The organism is Agromyces mariniharenae, assembly GCF_008122505.1.
GTDB classification, from domain to species: domain Bacteria; phylum Actinomycetota; class Actinomycetes; order Actinomycetales; family Microbacteriaceae; genus Agromyces; species Agromyces mariniharenae.
In genome coordinates, this window is the sequence record NZ_VSSB01000002.1 from 947,265 (window position 1) to 963,075 (window position 15,811).

Below are 15,811 nucleotides of genomic sequence, written 5' to 3' on the forward strand. Positions count from 1 at the left end.
TGGCGGTCATTGGCAGGATAGGGAGGGTGATCGTCGTCGTCTGCCCTGGACAGGGCTCGCAGACCCCCGGATTCCTCGCCCCCTGGCTGGCCGACCCCGCCGCAGCGGAGCAGCTCGCCGCGTACTCCGCGGCCGCTGACGTCGACCTCGCGGCGCACGGCACCGAGAGCGACGCCGACACCATCCGCGACACGGCGGTCGCGCAGCCCCTCATCGTCGCCGCGGGCCTGCTCGCGCTCTCCCGGCTCCTCGCCGACGGCCGCCGCGACCGCATCGGCGGCATCGCGGGCCACTCGGTCGGCGAGATCACGGCCGCGGCCGGCGCCGGCGTGCTCGCCGAGGCCGACGCGATGCGCTTCGTCGCCGAGCGCGGCCGAGCGATGGCGGATGCCGCTGCGCTCGAGGCCACCGGCATGAGCGCCGTCATCGGCGCCGACGAGGTCGAGCTCACCGCCCGCCTCGACGAACTCGGACTCGAGCCCGCGAACTTCAACGGCGGCGGCCAGATCGTGGTCGCCGGCGCCCTCGACGCGCTCGAGCGCCTCCGGGCCGAGCCGCCGGCCGGCGCACGTGTCATCCCGCTGCAGGTCGCCGGGGCCTTCCACACGCGCTACATGCGCCCGGCGGTCGACCGCCTCGGCGCCGTCGCCTCCGGCCTCGACGTGTCGGACCCCGGCGTCACCCTCTGGACCAACCGCGACGGCAGCGTCGTGACCTCGGGCACGGCGTTCGTCGACCTGCTCGTCGGACAGGTCTCTTCGCCGGTGCGCTGGGACATGGACATGGAATCGTTCGCCGAAGCCGGTGTCACGGGCCTCATCGAGGTGGCCCCCGCCGGCGCGCTCGTCGGCCTCGCGAAGCGCGCGCTCAAGGGCGTGCCGACCGTGGCCGTGAAGACCCCCGACGACCTGCCCGCGGCCATCGAGCTCATCGAGCGGGCCGCCTGACCGGGCACGAACCTCCAACGGGCGCACAGAGAAAGCCGAGCATGACGAAACCCACCCTGCAGCAGTCGCACGGACCCGCCTACACGCGCATCTACGCGGTCGGGGCCGCCCGTGGCGAGAACGCGGTGCCGAACGACGACCTCATCGGCCCGATCGACTCCTCCGACGAGTGGATCCAGCAGCGCACCGGCATCGTGACGCGCGCCCGCGCCGGCGCCGACGTGTCCGCGCTCGACCTCGCGACGGATGCCGCGAAGGAGGCCATCGCGAAGTCGGGCGTCGCGCCCGAGCTCATCGACCTCGTCATCGTCGCGACGATCTCGAACGTGCAGCAGACCCCGTCGATGGCGGCCGTCGTCGCCGACCGGGTCGGTGCGAACCCCGCCGCCGCGTATGACGCCAACGCCGCGTGCGCCGGCTACGCCTACGCCGTCGCGCAGGCCGACGCGCTGATCCGCACGGGCGTCGCGCACTACGCCCTCGTGATCGGCGCCGAGAAGCTCTCCGACGTCGTCGACCCGACCGACCGGTCGATCTCGTTCCTGCTCGGCGACGGCGCGGGCGCGATCGTCATCGGCCCGAGCGACTTCCCCGGCATCGCGCGCACGGTGTGGGGCTCCGACGGCTCGAAGGCAGCGGCGGTGGGCATGAACCACACGCTCGTGGAGTTCCGCGACGGGGCATCCGAGTGGCCCACCCTTCGCCAGGAGGGGCAGACCGTCTTCCGCTGGGCCGTGTGGGACATGGCCAAGGTCGCGAAGCAGGCGCTGGATGCCGCGGGCGTGACGAGCGCCGACCTGTCGGCGTTCATCCCGCACCAGGCCAACATGCGCATCATCGACGAGTTCGCGAAGCAGCTGAAGCTGCCCGAGTCCGTCGTCATCGCGCGCGACATCGCGACCACCGGCAACACGTCGGCGGCGTCGATCCCGCTCGCGACCCACCGGCTGCTCGAGGAGCACCCGGAACTCTCCGGAGGGCTCGCCCTCCAGATCGGCTTCGGCGCGGGCCTCGTGTTCGGCGCCCAAGTGGTGGTTCTTCCCTGAACCGCCGTTCATCGTCCATCTAGACTGAGTCTCGGTCAAACGAGACACCCCCCAAGGAGAAGAACCATGGCATTGTCCACCGAAGAAGTGCTTGCCGGCCTGGCCGAGCTCATCAACGACGAGACCGGCATCGCGACCGACACGGTTGAGCTGGACAAGTCGTTCACGGATGACCTCGACATCGACTCCATCTCGATGATGACGATCGTCGTCAACGCCGAGGAGAAGTTCGACGTCAAGATCCCCGACGAGGAGGTCAAGAACCTCAAGACCGTCGGCGACGCCGTCGACTTCATCGTCAAGGCCCAGGCCTAGTCGCTGACCCGAGCGGGCCGGCCGATCGGTCCGGCCCGCTCGATCACGTTGCCCTCTTCCCTCCTGGAGTGATTCTCGAATGACCAAGAAGATCGTCATCACGGGCATCGGTGCGACCTCCCCGCTCGGGGGCACCGCCCGTGACAGCTGGACGAACCTGCTCGCCGGCGAGTCCGGCGCCCGCACCATCGAGCAGGACTGGGTGGCCGAGTACGAGCTGCCCGTCACCTTCGCCGCCAATGCCAGGGTGTCGCCGGCCGACGTGCTCGAGCGCCACGAGATCAAGCGCCTCGACCCGTCGAGCCAGTTCGCGCTCATCGCGGGCCGCGAGGCCTGGGCCGACGCCGGCGCACCCGACGTGCCGTCCGACCGCCTCGCGATCGACTGGGCGACCGGCATCGGCGGCGTGTGGACGCTGCTCGACGCGTGGGACACGCTGCGCGAGCGCGGCCCCCGACGCGTCCTGCCGATGACCGTGCCGATGCTCATGCCGAACGGCCCGGGCGCCGCGGTGGGCATGGACCTGCACGCGCGTGCCGGCATCCGCACCGTCGTCTCCGCGTGCGCCTCGAGCACCGAGGCGCTCGTGAACGCGTACGACCACCTCCAGGCGGGGCTCGCCGACGTGGTCATCGCGGGCGGCTCGGAGTCCGCCATCCACCCGATCACGATCGCCTCCTTCAACTCGATGCAGGCGCTCTCGCGCAACAACGACGACCCGGCGCACGCGTCGCGGCCGTACGACGTCGCGCGCGACGGATTCGTGATGGGCGAGGGCGCAGCGGCGCTCGTCGTCGAGACCGAGGAGCACGCGAAGGCCCGCGGCGCGCGCATCTACGCCGAGCTCATCGGCGGCGCGGTCACGAGCGACGCCTACCACATCACGGCGCCCGACCCCGAGGGCACCGGCGCCGCCCGTGCGATGGTGGCGACGCTCGAGCAGGCCGGCGTCGGCATCGACCAGGTCGCGCACATCAACGTGCACGCGACGAGCACCCCCGTCGGCGACATCGCCGAGTACACCGCCCTGGCCGCCGTCTTCGGCGAGCACCTCCCGAACATCGCCGTGAGCGCGACGAAGGCCTCGACCGGGCACCTGCTCGGCGGCGCCGGCGCGATCGAGGCGATCTTCACGGTGCTCGCGCTGCACCACCGCACGGCTCCCCCGACGATCAACGTCACCGAGCTCGACCCCGAGATCGACCTCGACGTCGTGCGCGAGCCGCGCGACCTCGGCGACGGCCCGCTCGTCGCGATCTCGAACTCGTTCGGCTTCGGCGGACACAACGCGGTGGTCGGCTTCCGCACCGCCTGATCCCGCACGGCTCATGGAACGGGCCCCGACGCCTCCCGGCGCGGGGCCCGTTTCGTCGCCGCCTGCTGCTTCGCTCGTGCGGCCGCCGGGAAGGGTCATCCGACGTCCGCGTCGCGCCGCTCGGGCGGCGTCGCCGCTCAACCCACCTGGTGCAACCAGACGACCGGGGCGAAGTCGCTCGCGTGGCGGAACGGTTCGAGCTCGTCGTCCCACGCCTGGCCGAGCGCGAGGCGCAGCTCGCGGTGCAGCTCGACGGCATCGTGGCCGGCGATCTCCATCGCGTAGCGGATGCGGTCCTCGGGGATGACGGTGTTGCCGGCCGTGTCGGTCTGCGCGAAGTACACGCCGAGGTCGGGCGTGTGCATCCACCGCGCGCCGTCGGACCCGGGCGTCGGGTCCTCGCTCACCTCGAAGCGCAACTGGTCCCAGCCGCGCAGCGCCGACGCGAGCTTCGCACCCGTGCCGGCCTCGCCCTCCCAGTAGAACTCGGCGCGCAGCAGGCCGCGGTAGACCGGCTGCTCGGACCAGTCGAAGTTCACGGCCGTGCCGAGCGCACGCCCGGCAGCCCACTCCACATGCGGGCACAGCGCCCGCGGCGAGGAGTGCACGAACAGCACGCCTCGCGCGGCGCGCACGGCCCGCGTGACCTTCTCCGCCATCTCCGTCTCCGTTCTCGAGGTGCGTCTTCCCCTACGACCTCGGAACCGCCGGACAGCGGATGTTCGATTGTGGACGGCGAGCCGTCATCGACGAGTATGCCGCGGAATCCGGGCCCTGACAAGGATCCGCGCGGGTCGGCGGGGCATTCCGGGCCCATCGAGCCTGCGCGATGACGACCACCTGCGCGAAACAGTATGCTCGGTGAAGCGTTCCCGATCCGCCTCCGGAGGTGCACATGGCCGTGCGCGACGCGCTGCTCGCGCTGCTCACCGTCGGTCCGGCGTACGGGTTCCAACTGCACGGCGGCCTCGCGGCGCGAACCGGCGGCCGTCGCAGCATCAACGTCGGCCAGACGTATGCCACGCTCGAGCGGCTGCAGAAGCAGGGACTCGTCGAGTCCGCGGGCACGACCGACGACGGGCTCCCCCTCTACGGCCTCACGAACGCGGGCGCGGCCGCCGCGCGGTCGTGGCTCGAGGGCCCGGATGCCGCGGGCGCCGACCCGTGGGACGAGACCGTCGATCGCGTGCTCATCGCCCGATCCCTGCCGGGCGTCGACGCCGAGGCGGTGCTCGCCGCCGAGCGGAGTCGGTGGGAGCGACGCCGGGAGGCGGCATCCGCTGCCGGCGCCGTGGAGAGCGCGGCGGCGGCCGGCTCGCTCGATGAGGAGGACACCGCGCTCGAGGGCGAACGGCGGCTCGTCGCGCTCGTCACGGCCGCGGAGCGATCCCGGGCGGAGGCCGTGCTCGGCTGGCTCGACACGGTGTCGTCGCAGGAGCGGATCGCGTTCGCTCCCCGCGCCGAGCGGCCGAAGCGCGGGAGGCGACCGGCCGCGGCGCCTCAGCCGGCCGACGCGTAGCTCTCGACGATCGCGAGATCGAGCGGGAAGTCGACCGGGAAGTCGCCGAACAGCAGCCGCCCCGCGGCCGCGGCGGTCTCCTCGACGGCGACCGCGACCGCGTCGGCGGTCTCGCGCGGGGCGTGCACGATGAGCTCGTCGTGCAGGAAGTACACGAGGTGGGGGGCCCGGCCGAACACCGGTCCCGACTCGGACGCGGCCGGCGCGGCATCCGTCACCGTCGACCCGATCTCGGCGAGCCGGCCGCGCAGCGCGGCCATCCAGCACAGCGACCACTCGGCCGCGCTGCCCTGGACGACGAAGTTGCGGGTGAACCGGCCCCAGTCACGGGCGCGCGACCGTGCGCGCCGCTCGTCGGTCGCCGTCGCGTCGGGCTCGCTCGCGCGGGCCTGCACCGCACGCCACTCCGCCGACGGGAGCGGTGAGGAACGGCCGAGGAGCGTCGTGACCGGAAGCCCGCGCTCGCCGTCGGCCGCCGCCCGGTCGACGAGCGCCATGGCCCGCGGGAACGCCCGGGCCAGTCGCGGGACGAGGCGTCCGCTGTCGCCCGTGGTCGCTCCGTACATCGCGCCGAGGATCGCGACCTTCGCCTCGTCGCGCGTGCCCACGACGCCGCCGTCGACGAGTCCGCGGTAGATGTCGCGGCCGCGTGCCGCCTCGGCCATGGCCTCGTCGCGGGCGATCGCGGCGAGCACGCGCGGCTCGAGCTGCGCGGCGTCGGCCACGACGAGGGTCCATCCCGGATCCGCGACGACGGCGCTGCGGACGTTCTTGGGCAGCTGCAGCGCTCCCCCGCCCGAGGTCGCCCATCGACCCGTCGCCGTGCCGCCCGGCACGTACTCGGGCCGGAAGCGTCCGTCAACGATCCACTCGTCGAGCCAGGTCCAGCCGTTGGCGCTGAGGAGCCGCGAGAGCTTCTTGTAGGCGATGAGCGGCTCGATCACGGGGTGGTCGTGCTCTCGCAGCTCCCATCTGGCGGTGGACTCGACCGGGATGCCCGCGGCGCGCAGCGCCCGCAGCAGGTCGGCCTGCGAGTCGAGGTTCACGGATGCCGCGCCGAGCTCCTCGCGCGCCTGCGTCGCGAGCGCCTCCATGCGCGCCGGCTTCCATCCCGGCGACGGGCGGGGACCGAGCTCCGACTCCAGGACGGCCTCGTGCACGGCGCGGTCCCACGGGAGGCCCGCGGCGTGCAGCTCGGCGCCGATGAGCGCGCCCGCGGATTCCGCGGCGAGCAGGAGCCGCAGCCGGCCGGGGTCGGCGCTCTCGGCGACGAGGGCGAGCTGGCGGGCGAGCTCGGCCACGACCGCGTCGACGGCGACGGATGCCCCGGAGGTGCGAGCCGCGGCATCCGTCGATGGTGCGAGGACCTCGGAGCCCGGCGGCGCGGTGCCCTCGGGGTCGGTCGCCCGGTCGTCGCCGAAGTCGTCGAGGTCGAAGAGCGCGCTGTGCGCGACCGGCGACGGGGTCGTGGTCTCGGCAGCCGCGCCGCCGGCCTCCGCCGGTCCGGGCGGCAGCCACGCGGGGCGCGGGTGCCGCCCGCCGGCGCGCGCCGACTCGGTGACGGTCGAGCGGTCGAGGATCGCGCCGCAGAGCCGCACGTCGTGGCACCGCTCGACCCGGACGCCCGCGTCGAGGAGGCGCGGATACCAGCGTCGCGTCTCGGTCCACACCCAGCGGGGGTGATCGCGCGCCTCCAGCGCGCGCACGGCCTCGGCGAACCCGTCGAGCGAGACCTCGGCGAGGGGTCGGGCCGGGTCGTCGGGGTCGACGAGGACGATCCGACCCTGCGCTCCTGCGCCGACCACCACGTGCACGGCTCCATTGTCGTGGCCGCCGGTGACACCGGCGGCGGACTCCGACCCTGATCCGATCACGGCATCGGTGTCGGAGACCGGCCGCGCCCCGGCTGCGCGAGTGTCGGCGGGATGCCGCAGCATGGGTCGCATGGAGCAGCGAAGGGTCCGATCGTGGTCGCCGTGAGCTTCCGTTGCGGTCACGGCGCCGCCGCGGGTGCAGACGGGGTCGTCGCGCTCCGTCGTGTCTGTCCGCTGTGCATGCTCATCGACGAGACGCACCGCACTCGCAGCGAGCTCCTCGGTCGGGTCGCGCCCGCCCAACGATCGGCGCTGGCCCGAGAGACGCGGATCGGCGCCACCTACGACTGGCGCTGCGACCGCGGACACGATCGATACGCCGCCACGATCAGCGACGTGCTCACCGGCCCCGGCTGCCCGAAGTGCCGGGTCAACGCGGCCGGTCCGACGGCAGCGCGCGAGGCGGGCGTCGCGTACATGAACCCCGGCCTGCGCACGCGCACGTCGCAGACCGAGCAGCGGCTGAAGATCCTGCTGGGCGAGCGCATCCGGCTGCACCACGGCGTCAACGCGGTGCGCATCGCCCGCACGTTCTACGGCCGTCAAGAGGTCTGGCCCGACATCCTCGTGCCGCAGCTGCGCATCGCGATCGAGTACGACGATCCGGGTCGGTCGCGGCGAGCCCACCGGGGGCTCAAGGAAGGCTCCGACCTCGAGAAGGACGAGGCGCTGCGCGAGGTCGGCTGGGAGGTCGTGCGCATCCGCGCGGGCGGTCTCGCTGCCGTGGGGCGGAACAGCATCGTCTGCTCGGCGCTCTCCCCCGCGGTCGTCGACGAGGTCGTCGCCTGCATGCGCCGGATCCGCGGCGACGCCGCCGTCGACGCCATCTCGAAGGGGCACCCCGTGGTCGGCTGACCCACGACCCGCTCATCCGTCGGGCCGTGCCTCCATCGCGAGTGCAAGCGCCTCGCTGCGCGGAAGAGCTCGACCGGCGTCCCTCGCAGCTTCGAACCGGGCCGCCCCTTCCGACGCGAGCACCTGCCGCACGAAGGGCGCCTGCGTGAGGCTCGCCCGGCGGTCGCCCATCCCGGTGCGTGTGCGTGATGCCTCCGCGGCACCGAGGAGCATGCCGCTGCGGTCGAGGTCGCCGGACATGGCCGCGCACGCCGCCAGCCCCTCCAGCTCGTAGCCGGTCCCGTCCTCGAAGCCCAGCTCCAACGACAGTTCCAGCGCCCGCACGAACAGGTCGGGTCGCCCCTCACCGAGGGCCAGTCGCGACCAGCCGCAATTCGTGAGGGCGACCGCCTCCACGAACCGGTCACCGATGCGGCCCGCATCGGCGACCACCTCCTCGGCCGCCGCGAGCGCCGCATCAGGATGTCCCCGATAGAGCTCGATCGTGCCGAGGCTCGCTCGGAAGAAGGCGTTGAACGTGGGGTCCAGCTCGGCGGGCACGAGCCCGATGGCGCGGCGCTGCAGCGACTCCGCGAGATCGAGGTCGGGCGGGGAGCCCCACGTCCGCATGGTGCTCAGCACGGTCAGCGCGCACGCCTCTCCGAAGGCGTCGCCGGCCGCATGGAAGAGGTCCGCGCTCTCCTCGATCGCCGCCGGATCGATCCCGGCCCCGGGCTGCAGCAGCGAGACCCAACCCGAGATCGCGAGTGCGATCGCCCGGGTGCGATCGGTGAGCCTCGCCCCGGCGGCGAGCACGTCCTCCATCCATGCCTTCGCCTCGGGAAGCTGGTTGCGGATCCACCAGTACAGCAGCACCCGCCACACGGCGTCGACCACGGCCTCGGCCGCGCCGATGGCGATGAGGTGGCGATATCCCGATCGGATGTTGTCCCGCTCCGTCTCCAACCGGTCCAGTGCCGCCACCTGCGTGGCGCCCCGCAGTCGGGGTTCGATCTCGACCGCAAGACGGACGTAGTGATCGGCATGGGCCCGACGCACCGCTTCGACATCGGTCTCGTGCTCGAATCGGTCGGTCGCCACCTCCCGTACCGGCACGAGCATGGAGTAGAACGGCACGCCGGCATGGTCGTGCCGTCGCAGGAGGCTGCCGTCGACGAGCTCGAGGACCGCCTCGAGCAGGTCGGGCGCCCAGGGCGCACCTGAGGCGACCGCCTCAGCGGCGTCGAGACTGAATGCGCCCGTGAACACGCCGATCCGCGTGAACAGCGCCTGGGCCTCGGCACCCAGCAGGTCGACGCTCCACTCCACCGTCGCGCGGATCGTACGCTGGCGCTCGGGCACATCGCGCGCGCCGGTCCCGAGCAGCGGCAGCGCGCGATCGAGCCGTTCCAGCATCGCCGCCGGTGTCAGCGCCCGAACGCGGATCGCCGCAAGCTCGATGGCGAGCGGCACGCCATCGAGCGCCCGGCAGATGCCGGCCACCTCGCGGGCGTTGTCATCGGTGACCTCGAAGGTCGGGTCCGCCGCCTTGGCCCGGTCGCGGAAGAGACGGACCGCTGGGGCGGAGAGGATCTCGCGGAGGGCCGTGCCCTCCGGTTCTGCGGGAACCCCCAGCGGATCCACGTCGAAGACCTGCTCGCTCCGCAGCCGCAGTCGCGTTCGGCTCGTCACCAGCACCTTCGCCTGTGGCAGCGCGTCGAGCAGCATCGTGACCAGCGGGGCGGACGAGACGACCTGTTCGAAGTTGTCGAGCAGGATGAGGTCGCGCCGCCCCCGCCTCGCGATGGCCAGCCCCTCGATCATGGATCGGTGGCCGAGGTCGCGGACGCCGAAGCGTCGCGCGATGGTCGGGAGCACGTCCCGATCCTCCCGGACGTGCTCGATCGGCACGAACGTGACCCGATCGAACCGGTCGCGGACTCGGCGAGCCACTTCGAGCGCCAAACGCGTCTTGCCGATCCCACCCGCTCCGACGAGCGTGATGAGCCGCGGGCCACCTTCATCGTCGATCCACGCGAGCAGGGCGTCGATCTCGGCTTCGCGCCCGACGACGTCGGTCGACGGAGCCGGAAGGAGGTCACCGGTCGGCTCCTCCGCGTCATGGGCTGGACGCGCCCGCGAAGCGTCGAAGCGCTCGGCGAGGAGGGTCGCGAGGTCGGCTTCGACGAGGCCCGCGAGCTCGGCGGCATCCGTGAAGGGCTTGTAGGAGGCGGAGTCGTCGTCGCGGACCCGTTCGAGCAGCGTCTCCAGACGCGCCTCGCGGTCGACCGACCGCTTCACGTAGATGAGCTTGGGCATCTCCCGGGGTACGAGGCGGTACTCGTCCTCGAGACCCGAGAGCTGCTCGCCGGGTGCGATCCATCCGTACTGCTGCCAGTAGATGCCGATGAAGACGTCGCTCTGCGTTAGGTACGCTCGATACAGCTCGCGGGGCGGATGCGGACGTGCGCCGAGCTCGAACATGACGGGTGCGAGATGCAGACGCTCGACGGCGCCTCGCACTGCCGATCGCTCCGCCTCCAGTTCGCGCAGCGTGGAGCTCACGAAGATCCGCAGGAGCTGGTCGGGCGTCCTGATGACGGGCTCGTCGGTCGGATCGCTCACGACGATTCCCGCAACCACTGCGCGCACCAGGACCGGCGCCACATGGGGCCATTGTCGCGTGCACCTCCGGGGGCGTCCAGTCCGCAGCCGACGCTCGAGCACCCGTTCCAGCACGCCTCGCCGCCACGGTGCCGCCGTCTCGATCGGCCATCCCGTAGTGTCGTGAGGTCTCGGGGACGAAGGTTCGCACGAGTGATGCGCGAAAGGCCCCGCCGCCGATAGGGTGAGTCCACCCGCGGGTGGTCGCCCGCGGGATTCGTGCGCGAGAGAGGCCTTCCGACGTTGCTCCTCCCCTTTCTGATCGTCGGGGGCCTCGGCCTCGTCCTGCTCGTCATCTCGCTCCTGCTCGGCGACATCTTCGATCACTTCGACATCGGCGACGGCGCGATCTCGGGCACGGCGCTCGCCGTCGGCCTGGTGGTCTTCGGGGCGGCCGGCGCACTGACGGTGACCTGGGGGCTCGACCTCGTCTGGGCGTACGTGCTCGCCGCAGTGCTCGCCGTCGTCGCCTACCTGCTGAGTGCCGTCGCGGTGCGCAGCCTGACCCGCAGCTCCGACGGCGTACCGGCGTCGGCCCTGGGACTCACGGGCGTCGCGAAGTCCGACGTGTCGTCGTCGGGCGGCGAGGTCAGCCTCGACGGCCCCGGTGAGATCGAACGGCGGCTCGCCTGGTCGGATGCTCCGATCGCCGAAGGCGCGCGGATCCGCGTGATCGAGCACGCCGGCACGCGGGTCAAGGTCGTCGCCGACTGACCACGCCCCTGACCCCGCACCACCCCTGCCCCATCCCCTCCTGACCGCTCCGTTCCTGAAAGGACCGCCCGTGCTCGATCCCTTCCTCGTGCAGGTGATCTCGATCGTCGCGATCGCGATCGCACTCATCGCCCTGCTCGTCTTCATCGGCCGCCGCATCCGGCGCGTGCCGCCGAACGAGGCCCTCGTCATCGTCGGCCGCGGCGCCGGACGCCCGGCTCCCGGAGAGGCTCCCGTCGGCCAGCGGGTCGTCATCGGCGGCCGCACCTTCGTGTGGCCGATCCTCCAGCAGGGCTTCGCGATCTCGCTCGAGCAGCGCCAGATCGGCATCACGGTCGAGGGCGTCGACAAGAACCGCATCAAGATCGCCATCAAGGCGTCGATCAACTTCAAGGTGAGCGGCACCGAGGAGGGCGTGCGGCGAGCCGCGCAGCGCTTCCTGTCGCAGCAGGAGCTGCTCACCGAGATCATCAAGGAGTCGCTCGAGGGCTCGCTGCGCTCGATCGTGGGCGACATGACGATCGAGCAGATCATCTCCGACCGCAAGAGCCTCTCCGACCGCGTCGTCGCCGAGACGAAGGCCGACCTCGTCGAGCAGGGCCTCCAGGTCGACCTCCTCAACATCTCCGACATCTCGACGCCCGGCAGCGACTACCTCGCCAACCTCGGCCGCGCCGAGGCCGCGCGCGCCCGCCAGGTCGCCGAGGTCAGCGAGGCCGAGGCGGCGCGGGCGAGCGAGTTCGCCCGCATCGAGGCCGCAGAGCAGATCGCCGAGCGTCAGAAGGCGCTGAGCCTCAAGCAGGCCGGCATCAAGGCCGAGACCGACCGCGCGAACGCCGAAGCCGAGGCATCCGGCCTGCTCGCGAAGGCCGAGCAGGACAAGCTCGTCGCCACGCAGGAGCGCGAGGCCCTCGCCGAGCAGGCGCTCGTGACGCAGGAGAAGCTCGACATCGACGTGCGCAAGCCCGCCGAGGCGGAGGCCTACGCCGAGGTGCAGCGCGCGAACGCGCAGCGCGACGCGGCCAACGCCGCCACCGAGGCCGACGCCTACAAGCGCACGAAGATCGCCGAGGCGAACAAGGTCGCCGCCGTGCAGGACGCCGAGGCGTCGGCGACGGCCGTGCGCGTCTCCGGCGAGGCCGAGCGCGACCGTCAGGTGGCGCTCGCGGCCGGTATCCGGGCCGAGGGCGAGGCACGCGCCGCCGCCATCCAGGCCGAGGGCATCGCGGATGCCGCGGCGACCGACGCGAAGGCCATCGCCCTGAAGAAGTACGGCGAGGCGGCCCTCGCGCAGGAGATCATCTCCCGCCTGCCCGAGATCGTGCGCGCGGCCGCGGAGCCGATCGGCAACATCGACACGCTCACGGTCGTCTCGACCGACGGTGCGAGCGCGATCACGAAGACCGTCGGCCAGGTGCTCGGCGAGGGCACCGAGGTCGTCAAGTCGCTGACCGGGCTCGACGTCGGAGCGATCCTCGCCGGCCTCGCGGGCGGCCAGCTCGTGAAGGCCGAGACGCCGCGCGACTGATCCCGACGACGGGCGGGCACGTCCGCAGTGCCCGCCCATCGGCCGATCGCCGGAGCCCGAGGGCTAGACTGCAGCCAGCGCCCTGGGGAGGTCATGGCGGTGGACTCGACGGCGATCCGGACACCCGACCAGCGGCTCCGCGTGTTCGTCAGCTCGACCCTCCGCGAGCTCGCGGCCGAGCGCGCCGCCGCGCGCGCCGCCATCGAACGCCTGATGCTGACGCCGGTCATGTTCGAGCTCGGCTCCCGCCCGCACCCGCCGCGCGACCTCTACCGCGCCTACCTCGCGCAGAGCGACATCTTCGTCGGCATCTACGGCGCGAGCTACGGGTGGATCGCGCCCGGCGAGGACGTCTCGGGCCTCGAGGACGAATACTCGCTCGCCGAGGGGATGCCGCGCCTCGTCTACCTGACGAACGGGCACGGTTCCCGCGACGGACGACTCGAGGCGCTCGTGGACCGGATCCGAAGCCGGGATGACGTGTCGTACGCCACGTTCCGCGACCCCGCGGAGCTCGAGGAGCTCGTCGCCCGCGATCTGGCACTGCTCATCGGCGAGCGGTTCGACCGGGGCCGCGCGACCGAGCCGGCGCGGCAGGGCGAGGCGCTCCCCGCCCCCGTCGACTCCTTCGTCGGGCGGCAGGTCGATGTCGCGGCGGTCGGCGATCTGCTCCTGTCGCAACGCGATCGTCTCGTGACGCTGATCGGACCGGGCGGAGTGGGCAAGACCCGGCTCGCGATCGCCTCGGCAGCGGGTGCCGCGGAGGCGTTCGCCGCCGGCGTGCACTTCATCGACCTCGCACCGGTGCGCGACGCCTCGCTCGTGATCCCGGCGATCGCGTCGTCGCTCGGGGTCATCGACGTCGGCGACGGGCGCCTCGAGGAGCGGGTGGCCACGGCGATCGGCGATCGGCCGACGCTCCTCGTCGTCGACAACCTCGAGCACGTGCTCGACGCGGCACCGCAGCTCGCGCGACTGCTCGCGGCCGCGCAGGGTGCCGTCGTACTCGCGACGAGCCGCGTCGCCCTGGGCATCGCGGGCGAGCACCGTTACGAGGTGCGCCCGCTCGCGATCCGCGACGACCGAGCGGATGCCGCGGCGCCCGGTCCGGCGGAGCAGTTGTTCCTCGACCGCGCCCGGGCCGCAGGGGCCGTGGGCCTCGGGAACGGCGACGTCGACGACATCCGCGCCGTGTGCCGTGCCCTGGACGGGCTGCCGCTCGCCATCGAGCTGGCCGCCGCGCGCACGCGACTCCTGACGCCGGCCGAGCTTCGCGAGCGACTCGAGCGCGGACTGGACATCCTCCCCGAAGCCGGCCCCGACCGGCCCGAACGGCAGCGCACCCTCGCCCGGACCATCGACTGGAGCGTCGACCTCCTCGATGACGAGGCGCGGGACGCGTTCGACGTGATCGGCGTCTTCTCGGGCGGATTCGACCTCGACGCGGCATCCGCCCTCATCGGTCATGACGCCCTCGAACCCGTGGCGCGGCTCGTGGACGCGAGCCTCGTCGTGCATGAGACCGCTGGCCGGTCGAGCCGGTTCACGATGCTGACGACCGTGCGGACGGCGTCGCTCGAGCGTGCCGCCGCCGAAGGCAACACGAACGCCCTCGCGGATCGCCACGCGGCTCATTTCATCGCGGTCGCTCGCCAGCAGGGTCCGCGGCTCTACGGGCCCGGCGGCGTCGACACGCTCTGGGGACTGCGCGCCGACCACGAGAACCTGCGCGCAGCGGGCCGGACGCTGCTCGACCAGGGACGCGCCGAAGAGCTCGAGGTGCTCGCGTGGCGGCTCTTCCCGTTCTGGTGGGCGAGCGGACGCCAGGGCGAGGTGACCGCCTGGATGCGCGAGCTCCTCGCGCGGCATCCGCTCGAGGGCCGTGCGCGGGCGTCGGCGCTGTACTTCACCGGCTCGATCACCTTCGGCGACGCGGATCGCACCGACGCGGTGCGCGACCTGCGCGAGAGCGCCGAGGGCTTCGCGGCCGTCGGCGACGTGCTCGGCGAGGCGTTCGCGCGCAACTCGCTCGCCCTGGCGCTCGCCGACCGGAGCGTGGGCGACCTGCCGGGGGCGGACCGCGAGATCGCCCGAGGGTTCGCGCTCTTCGCAGAGCGGCGCCATCCGCTCGGCGAGAGCCTGGCGCACGTCATCCACGGCCTGCTGCGGCTGGCGGCCGACGATGTCATGGGCGCGCATCGCGCGTTCCTGCGCGGCGACGAGATCGCCGCGGCCGGACGTGACGAGTTCAGCCGAGCCATGAGCGAGCATCACGTCGGCGTCGCCGAGGTGCTCGCGGGTGACCCGGTCACCGCCGAGCCGCGGTTCAAGAACAGCCTCCGGCGTTCGCTCCGGCTCTTCTACGTCGAGGGCATCGCGCACGCGCTCGAGGCGCTGTGCGCCGTCGCGGCCGATCGCGGCGATGTCGAGCGTGCGGCGACGCTGCTCGGTGCGGCTCGCGCGGCCCGCGCCATCAGCGGCGTCTACAACAGCCCACCGCTCGCCGCCTTCGCACAGACGGCGCGCCGGCTCGAGGACGAGCATGGGCACGAACCCGGGTTCGCCGGGTGGGTGGCGGCGGGTGCGGACCTCGGGACGGCGGCCGCGGCGGCGTACGCGCTCGGCGAGTGAATCGACCGTTTCCTTCGCCTCCTGACGGCCCGATTCAGCGGTCGGCGGCGTCGAACTCCCGCCGCAGGTACTTCGGTGCCTGGATGCGCCACGCCTCGGTCACGAGCTCGGCGAGATGGTCGTCGTCGATGCCGGCCATGCGGAAGGCGACCTTCGGCTCACCCCACCTCGTGGTCGTGCGCAGGAACACGTCGGGCGCCATCTCGACGAGGGCCAGCGCGTCGATGCGATCGGCGACCTTGACCCCGACGACGAGCTCGCCCGCGATGATCGCCCGCATGTCTTCGGGGATGCTCGGCCACGGGTGGCACTCCCACGCGTAGAGCCTGCCGCGCACGAACCACGCGGCACCGCCGGTGGTCGCGCGCTCCTCGCTGCCGGGCAGCCCCGTGGCGGTGCGGCGGACGTCGTCGAGGGTGGCCAC

At 72.6% G+C, this 15,811-nt stretch carries 13 protein-coding genes and 1 pseudogene; 9 read left to right on the forward strand and 5 right to left on the reverse strand.

Going from position 1 to position 15,811, the window contains the following annotated elements:
- The first annotated feature begins 26 nt into the window (after positions 1-26).
- From FYC51_RS17715 to FYC51_RS17730, 4 genes are all read left to right on the forward strand, one after another.
- Positions 27-947, forward strand: a complete 921-nt coding sequence (locus FYC51_RS17715; RefSeq protein ID WP_148735071.1) for an ACP S-malonyltransferase — start codon at positions 27-29, stop codon at positions 945-947.
- Between the two features lie 41 nt (positions 948-988).
- Positions 989-1,993 carry a beta-ketoacyl-ACP synthase III gene (locus FYC51_RS17720; RefSeq protein ID WP_148735072.1) on the forward strand — a complete coding sequence of 335 codons (1,005 nt, stop codon included), beginning with the start codon at positions 989-991 and terminating at the stop codon, positions 1,991-1,993.
- Positions 1,994-2,059: 66 nt separating this feature from the next.
- Entirely contained in the window at positions 2,060-2,308 is a 249-nt protein-coding gene (locus FYC51_RS17725) for an acyl carrier protein (protein WP_056731598.1), read from the forward strand.
- Between the two features lie 79 nt (positions 2,309-2,387).
- Complete coding sequence (locus FYC51_RS17730; RefSeq protein ID WP_148735073.1) at positions 2,388-3,623, forward strand: beta-ketoacyl-[acyl-carrier-protein] synthase family protein; 1,236 nt, start codon at positions 2,388-2,390, stop codon at positions 3,621-3,623.
- 137 nt (positions 3,624-3,760) lie between these two features.
- Here the strand turns inward: FYC51_RS17730 and FYC51_RS17735 are convergent, their stop codons facing one another.
- The gene (locus FYC51_RS17735; protein WP_148735074.1) at positions 3,761-4,282 is read right to left on the reverse strand and encodes a DUF3145 domain-containing protein; all 522 of its coding nucleotides are present in this window, start codon (positions 4,280-4,282) and stop codon (positions 3,761-3,763) included.
- Between the two features lie 236 nt (positions 4,283-4,518).
- On the opposite strand from FYC51_RS17735, the gene FYC51_RS17740 reads away from it, so the two are divergent.
- Positions 4,519-5,142, forward strand: a complete 624-nt coding sequence (locus FYC51_RS17740; protein WP_148735075.1) for a PadR family transcriptional regulator — start codon at positions 4,519-4,521, stop codon at positions 5,140-5,142.
- On the opposite strand, the gene FYC51_RS17745 is transcribed toward FYC51_RS17740, so the two are convergent.
- A complete protein-coding gene (locus FYC51_RS17745; protein ID WP_238476441.1) occupies positions 5,124-7,088 on the reverse strand; it encodes a bifunctional 3'-5' exonuclease/DNA polymerase in 1,965 nt (654 codons plus the stop codon). The two genes, FYC51_RS17740 and FYC51_RS17745, sit on opposite strands and share 19 nt — an antisense overlap.
- Positions 7,089-7,109: 21 nt before the next feature.
- Here FYC51_RS17745 and FYC51_RS17750 point away from each other — a divergent pair, with 21 nt between their 5' ends.
- The gene (locus tag FYC51_RS17750) at positions 7,110-7,871 is read left to right on the forward strand and encodes a hypothetical protein (protein WP_148735076.1); all 762 of its coding nucleotides are present in this window, start codon (positions 7,110-7,112) and stop codon (positions 7,869-7,871) included.
- 12 nt (positions 7,872-7,883) lie between these two features.
- Here FYC51_RS17750 and FYC51_RS17755 read toward each other — a convergent pair whose 3' ends face one another.
- Complete coding sequence (locus FYC51_RS17755) at positions 7,884-9,578, reverse strand: ATP-binding protein (protein ID WP_238476442.1); 1,695 nt, start codon at positions 9,576-9,578, stop codon at positions 7,884-7,886.
- A gap of 9 nt (positions 9,579-9,587) precedes the next feature.
- A pseudogene (locus FYC51_RS19920) lies at positions 9,588-10,841 on the reverse strand (DUF4062 domain-containing protein); the annotation flags it as partial.
- On the opposite strand from FYC51_RS19920, the gene FYC51_RS17760 reads away from it, so the two are divergent.
- The 3 genes from FYC51_RS17760 (at position 10,758) to FYC51_RS17770 (ending at position 15,387) form a co-directional block, all read left to right on the forward strand.
- A complete protein-coding gene (locus FYC51_RS17760; RefSeq protein ID WP_148735078.1) occupies positions 10,758-11,228 on the forward strand; it encodes an NfeD family protein in 471 nt (156 codons plus the stop codon). The pseudogene FYC51_RS19920 and the gene FYC51_RS17760 sit on opposite strands and share 84 nt — an antisense overlap.
- Before the next feature lie 70 nt (positions 11,229-11,298).
- Positions 11,299-12,756, forward strand: a complete 1,458-nt coding sequence (locus tag FYC51_RS17765) for a flotillin family protein (protein ID WP_148735079.1) — start codon at positions 11,299-11,301, stop codon at positions 12,754-12,756.
- A gap of 93 nt (positions 12,757-12,849) precedes the next feature.
- Positions 12,850-15,387, forward strand: coding sequence for a DUF4062 domain-containing protein (locus FYC51_RS17770; RefSeq protein ID WP_148735080.1), 2,538 nt, complete (start codon positions 12,850-12,852; stop codon positions 15,385-15,387).
- Positions 15,388-15,421: 34 nt separating this feature from the next.
- On the opposite strand, the gene FYC51_RS17775 is transcribed toward FYC51_RS17770, so the two are convergent.
- The gene (locus FYC51_RS17775; protein WP_148735081.1) at positions 15,422-15,811 is read right to left on the reverse strand and encodes an MmcQ/YjbR family DNA-binding protein; all 390 of its coding nucleotides are present in this window, start codon (positions 15,809-15,811) and stop codon (positions 15,422-15,424) included.

What these genes read in the sequence shown, in the direction of transcription:
- FYC51_RS17745 (WP_238476441.1), bottom strand. Translation starts at nt 7,088, where the DNA reads ATGCGACCCATGCTGCGGCATCCCGCCGACACTCGCGCAGCCGGGGCG.
- FYC51_RS17720 (WP_148735072.1), top strand. Translation starts at nt 989, where the DNA reads ATGACGAAACCCACCCTGCAGCAGTCGCACGGACCCGCCTACACGCGC.
- FYC51_RS17735 (WP_148735074.1), bottom strand. Translation starts at nt 4,282, where the DNA reads ATGGCGGAGAAGGTCACGCGGGCCGTGCGCGCCGCGCGAGGCGTGCTG.
- FYC51_RS17725 (WP_056731598.1), top strand. Translation starts at nt 2,060, where the DNA reads ATGGCATTGTCCACCGAAGAAGTGCTTGCCGGCCTGGCCGAGCTCATC.
- FYC51_RS17740 (WP_148735075.1), top strand. Translation starts at nt 4,519, where the DNA reads ATGGCCGTGCGCGACGCGCTGCTCGCGCTGCTCACCGTCGGTCCGGCG.
- FYC51_RS17730 (WP_148735073.1), top strand. Translation starts at nt 2,388, where the DNA reads ATGACCAAGAAGATCGTCATCACGGGCATCGGTGCGACCTCCCCGCTC.
- FYC51_RS17755 (WP_238476442.1), bottom strand. Translation starts at nt 9,578, where the DNA reads ATGCTGCTCGACGCGCTGCCACAGGCGAAGGTGCTGGTGACGAGCCGA.
- FYC51_RS17770 (WP_148735080.1), top strand. Translation starts at nt 12,850, where the DNA reads ATGGCGGTGGACTCGACGGCGATCCGGACACCCGACCAGCGGCTCCGC.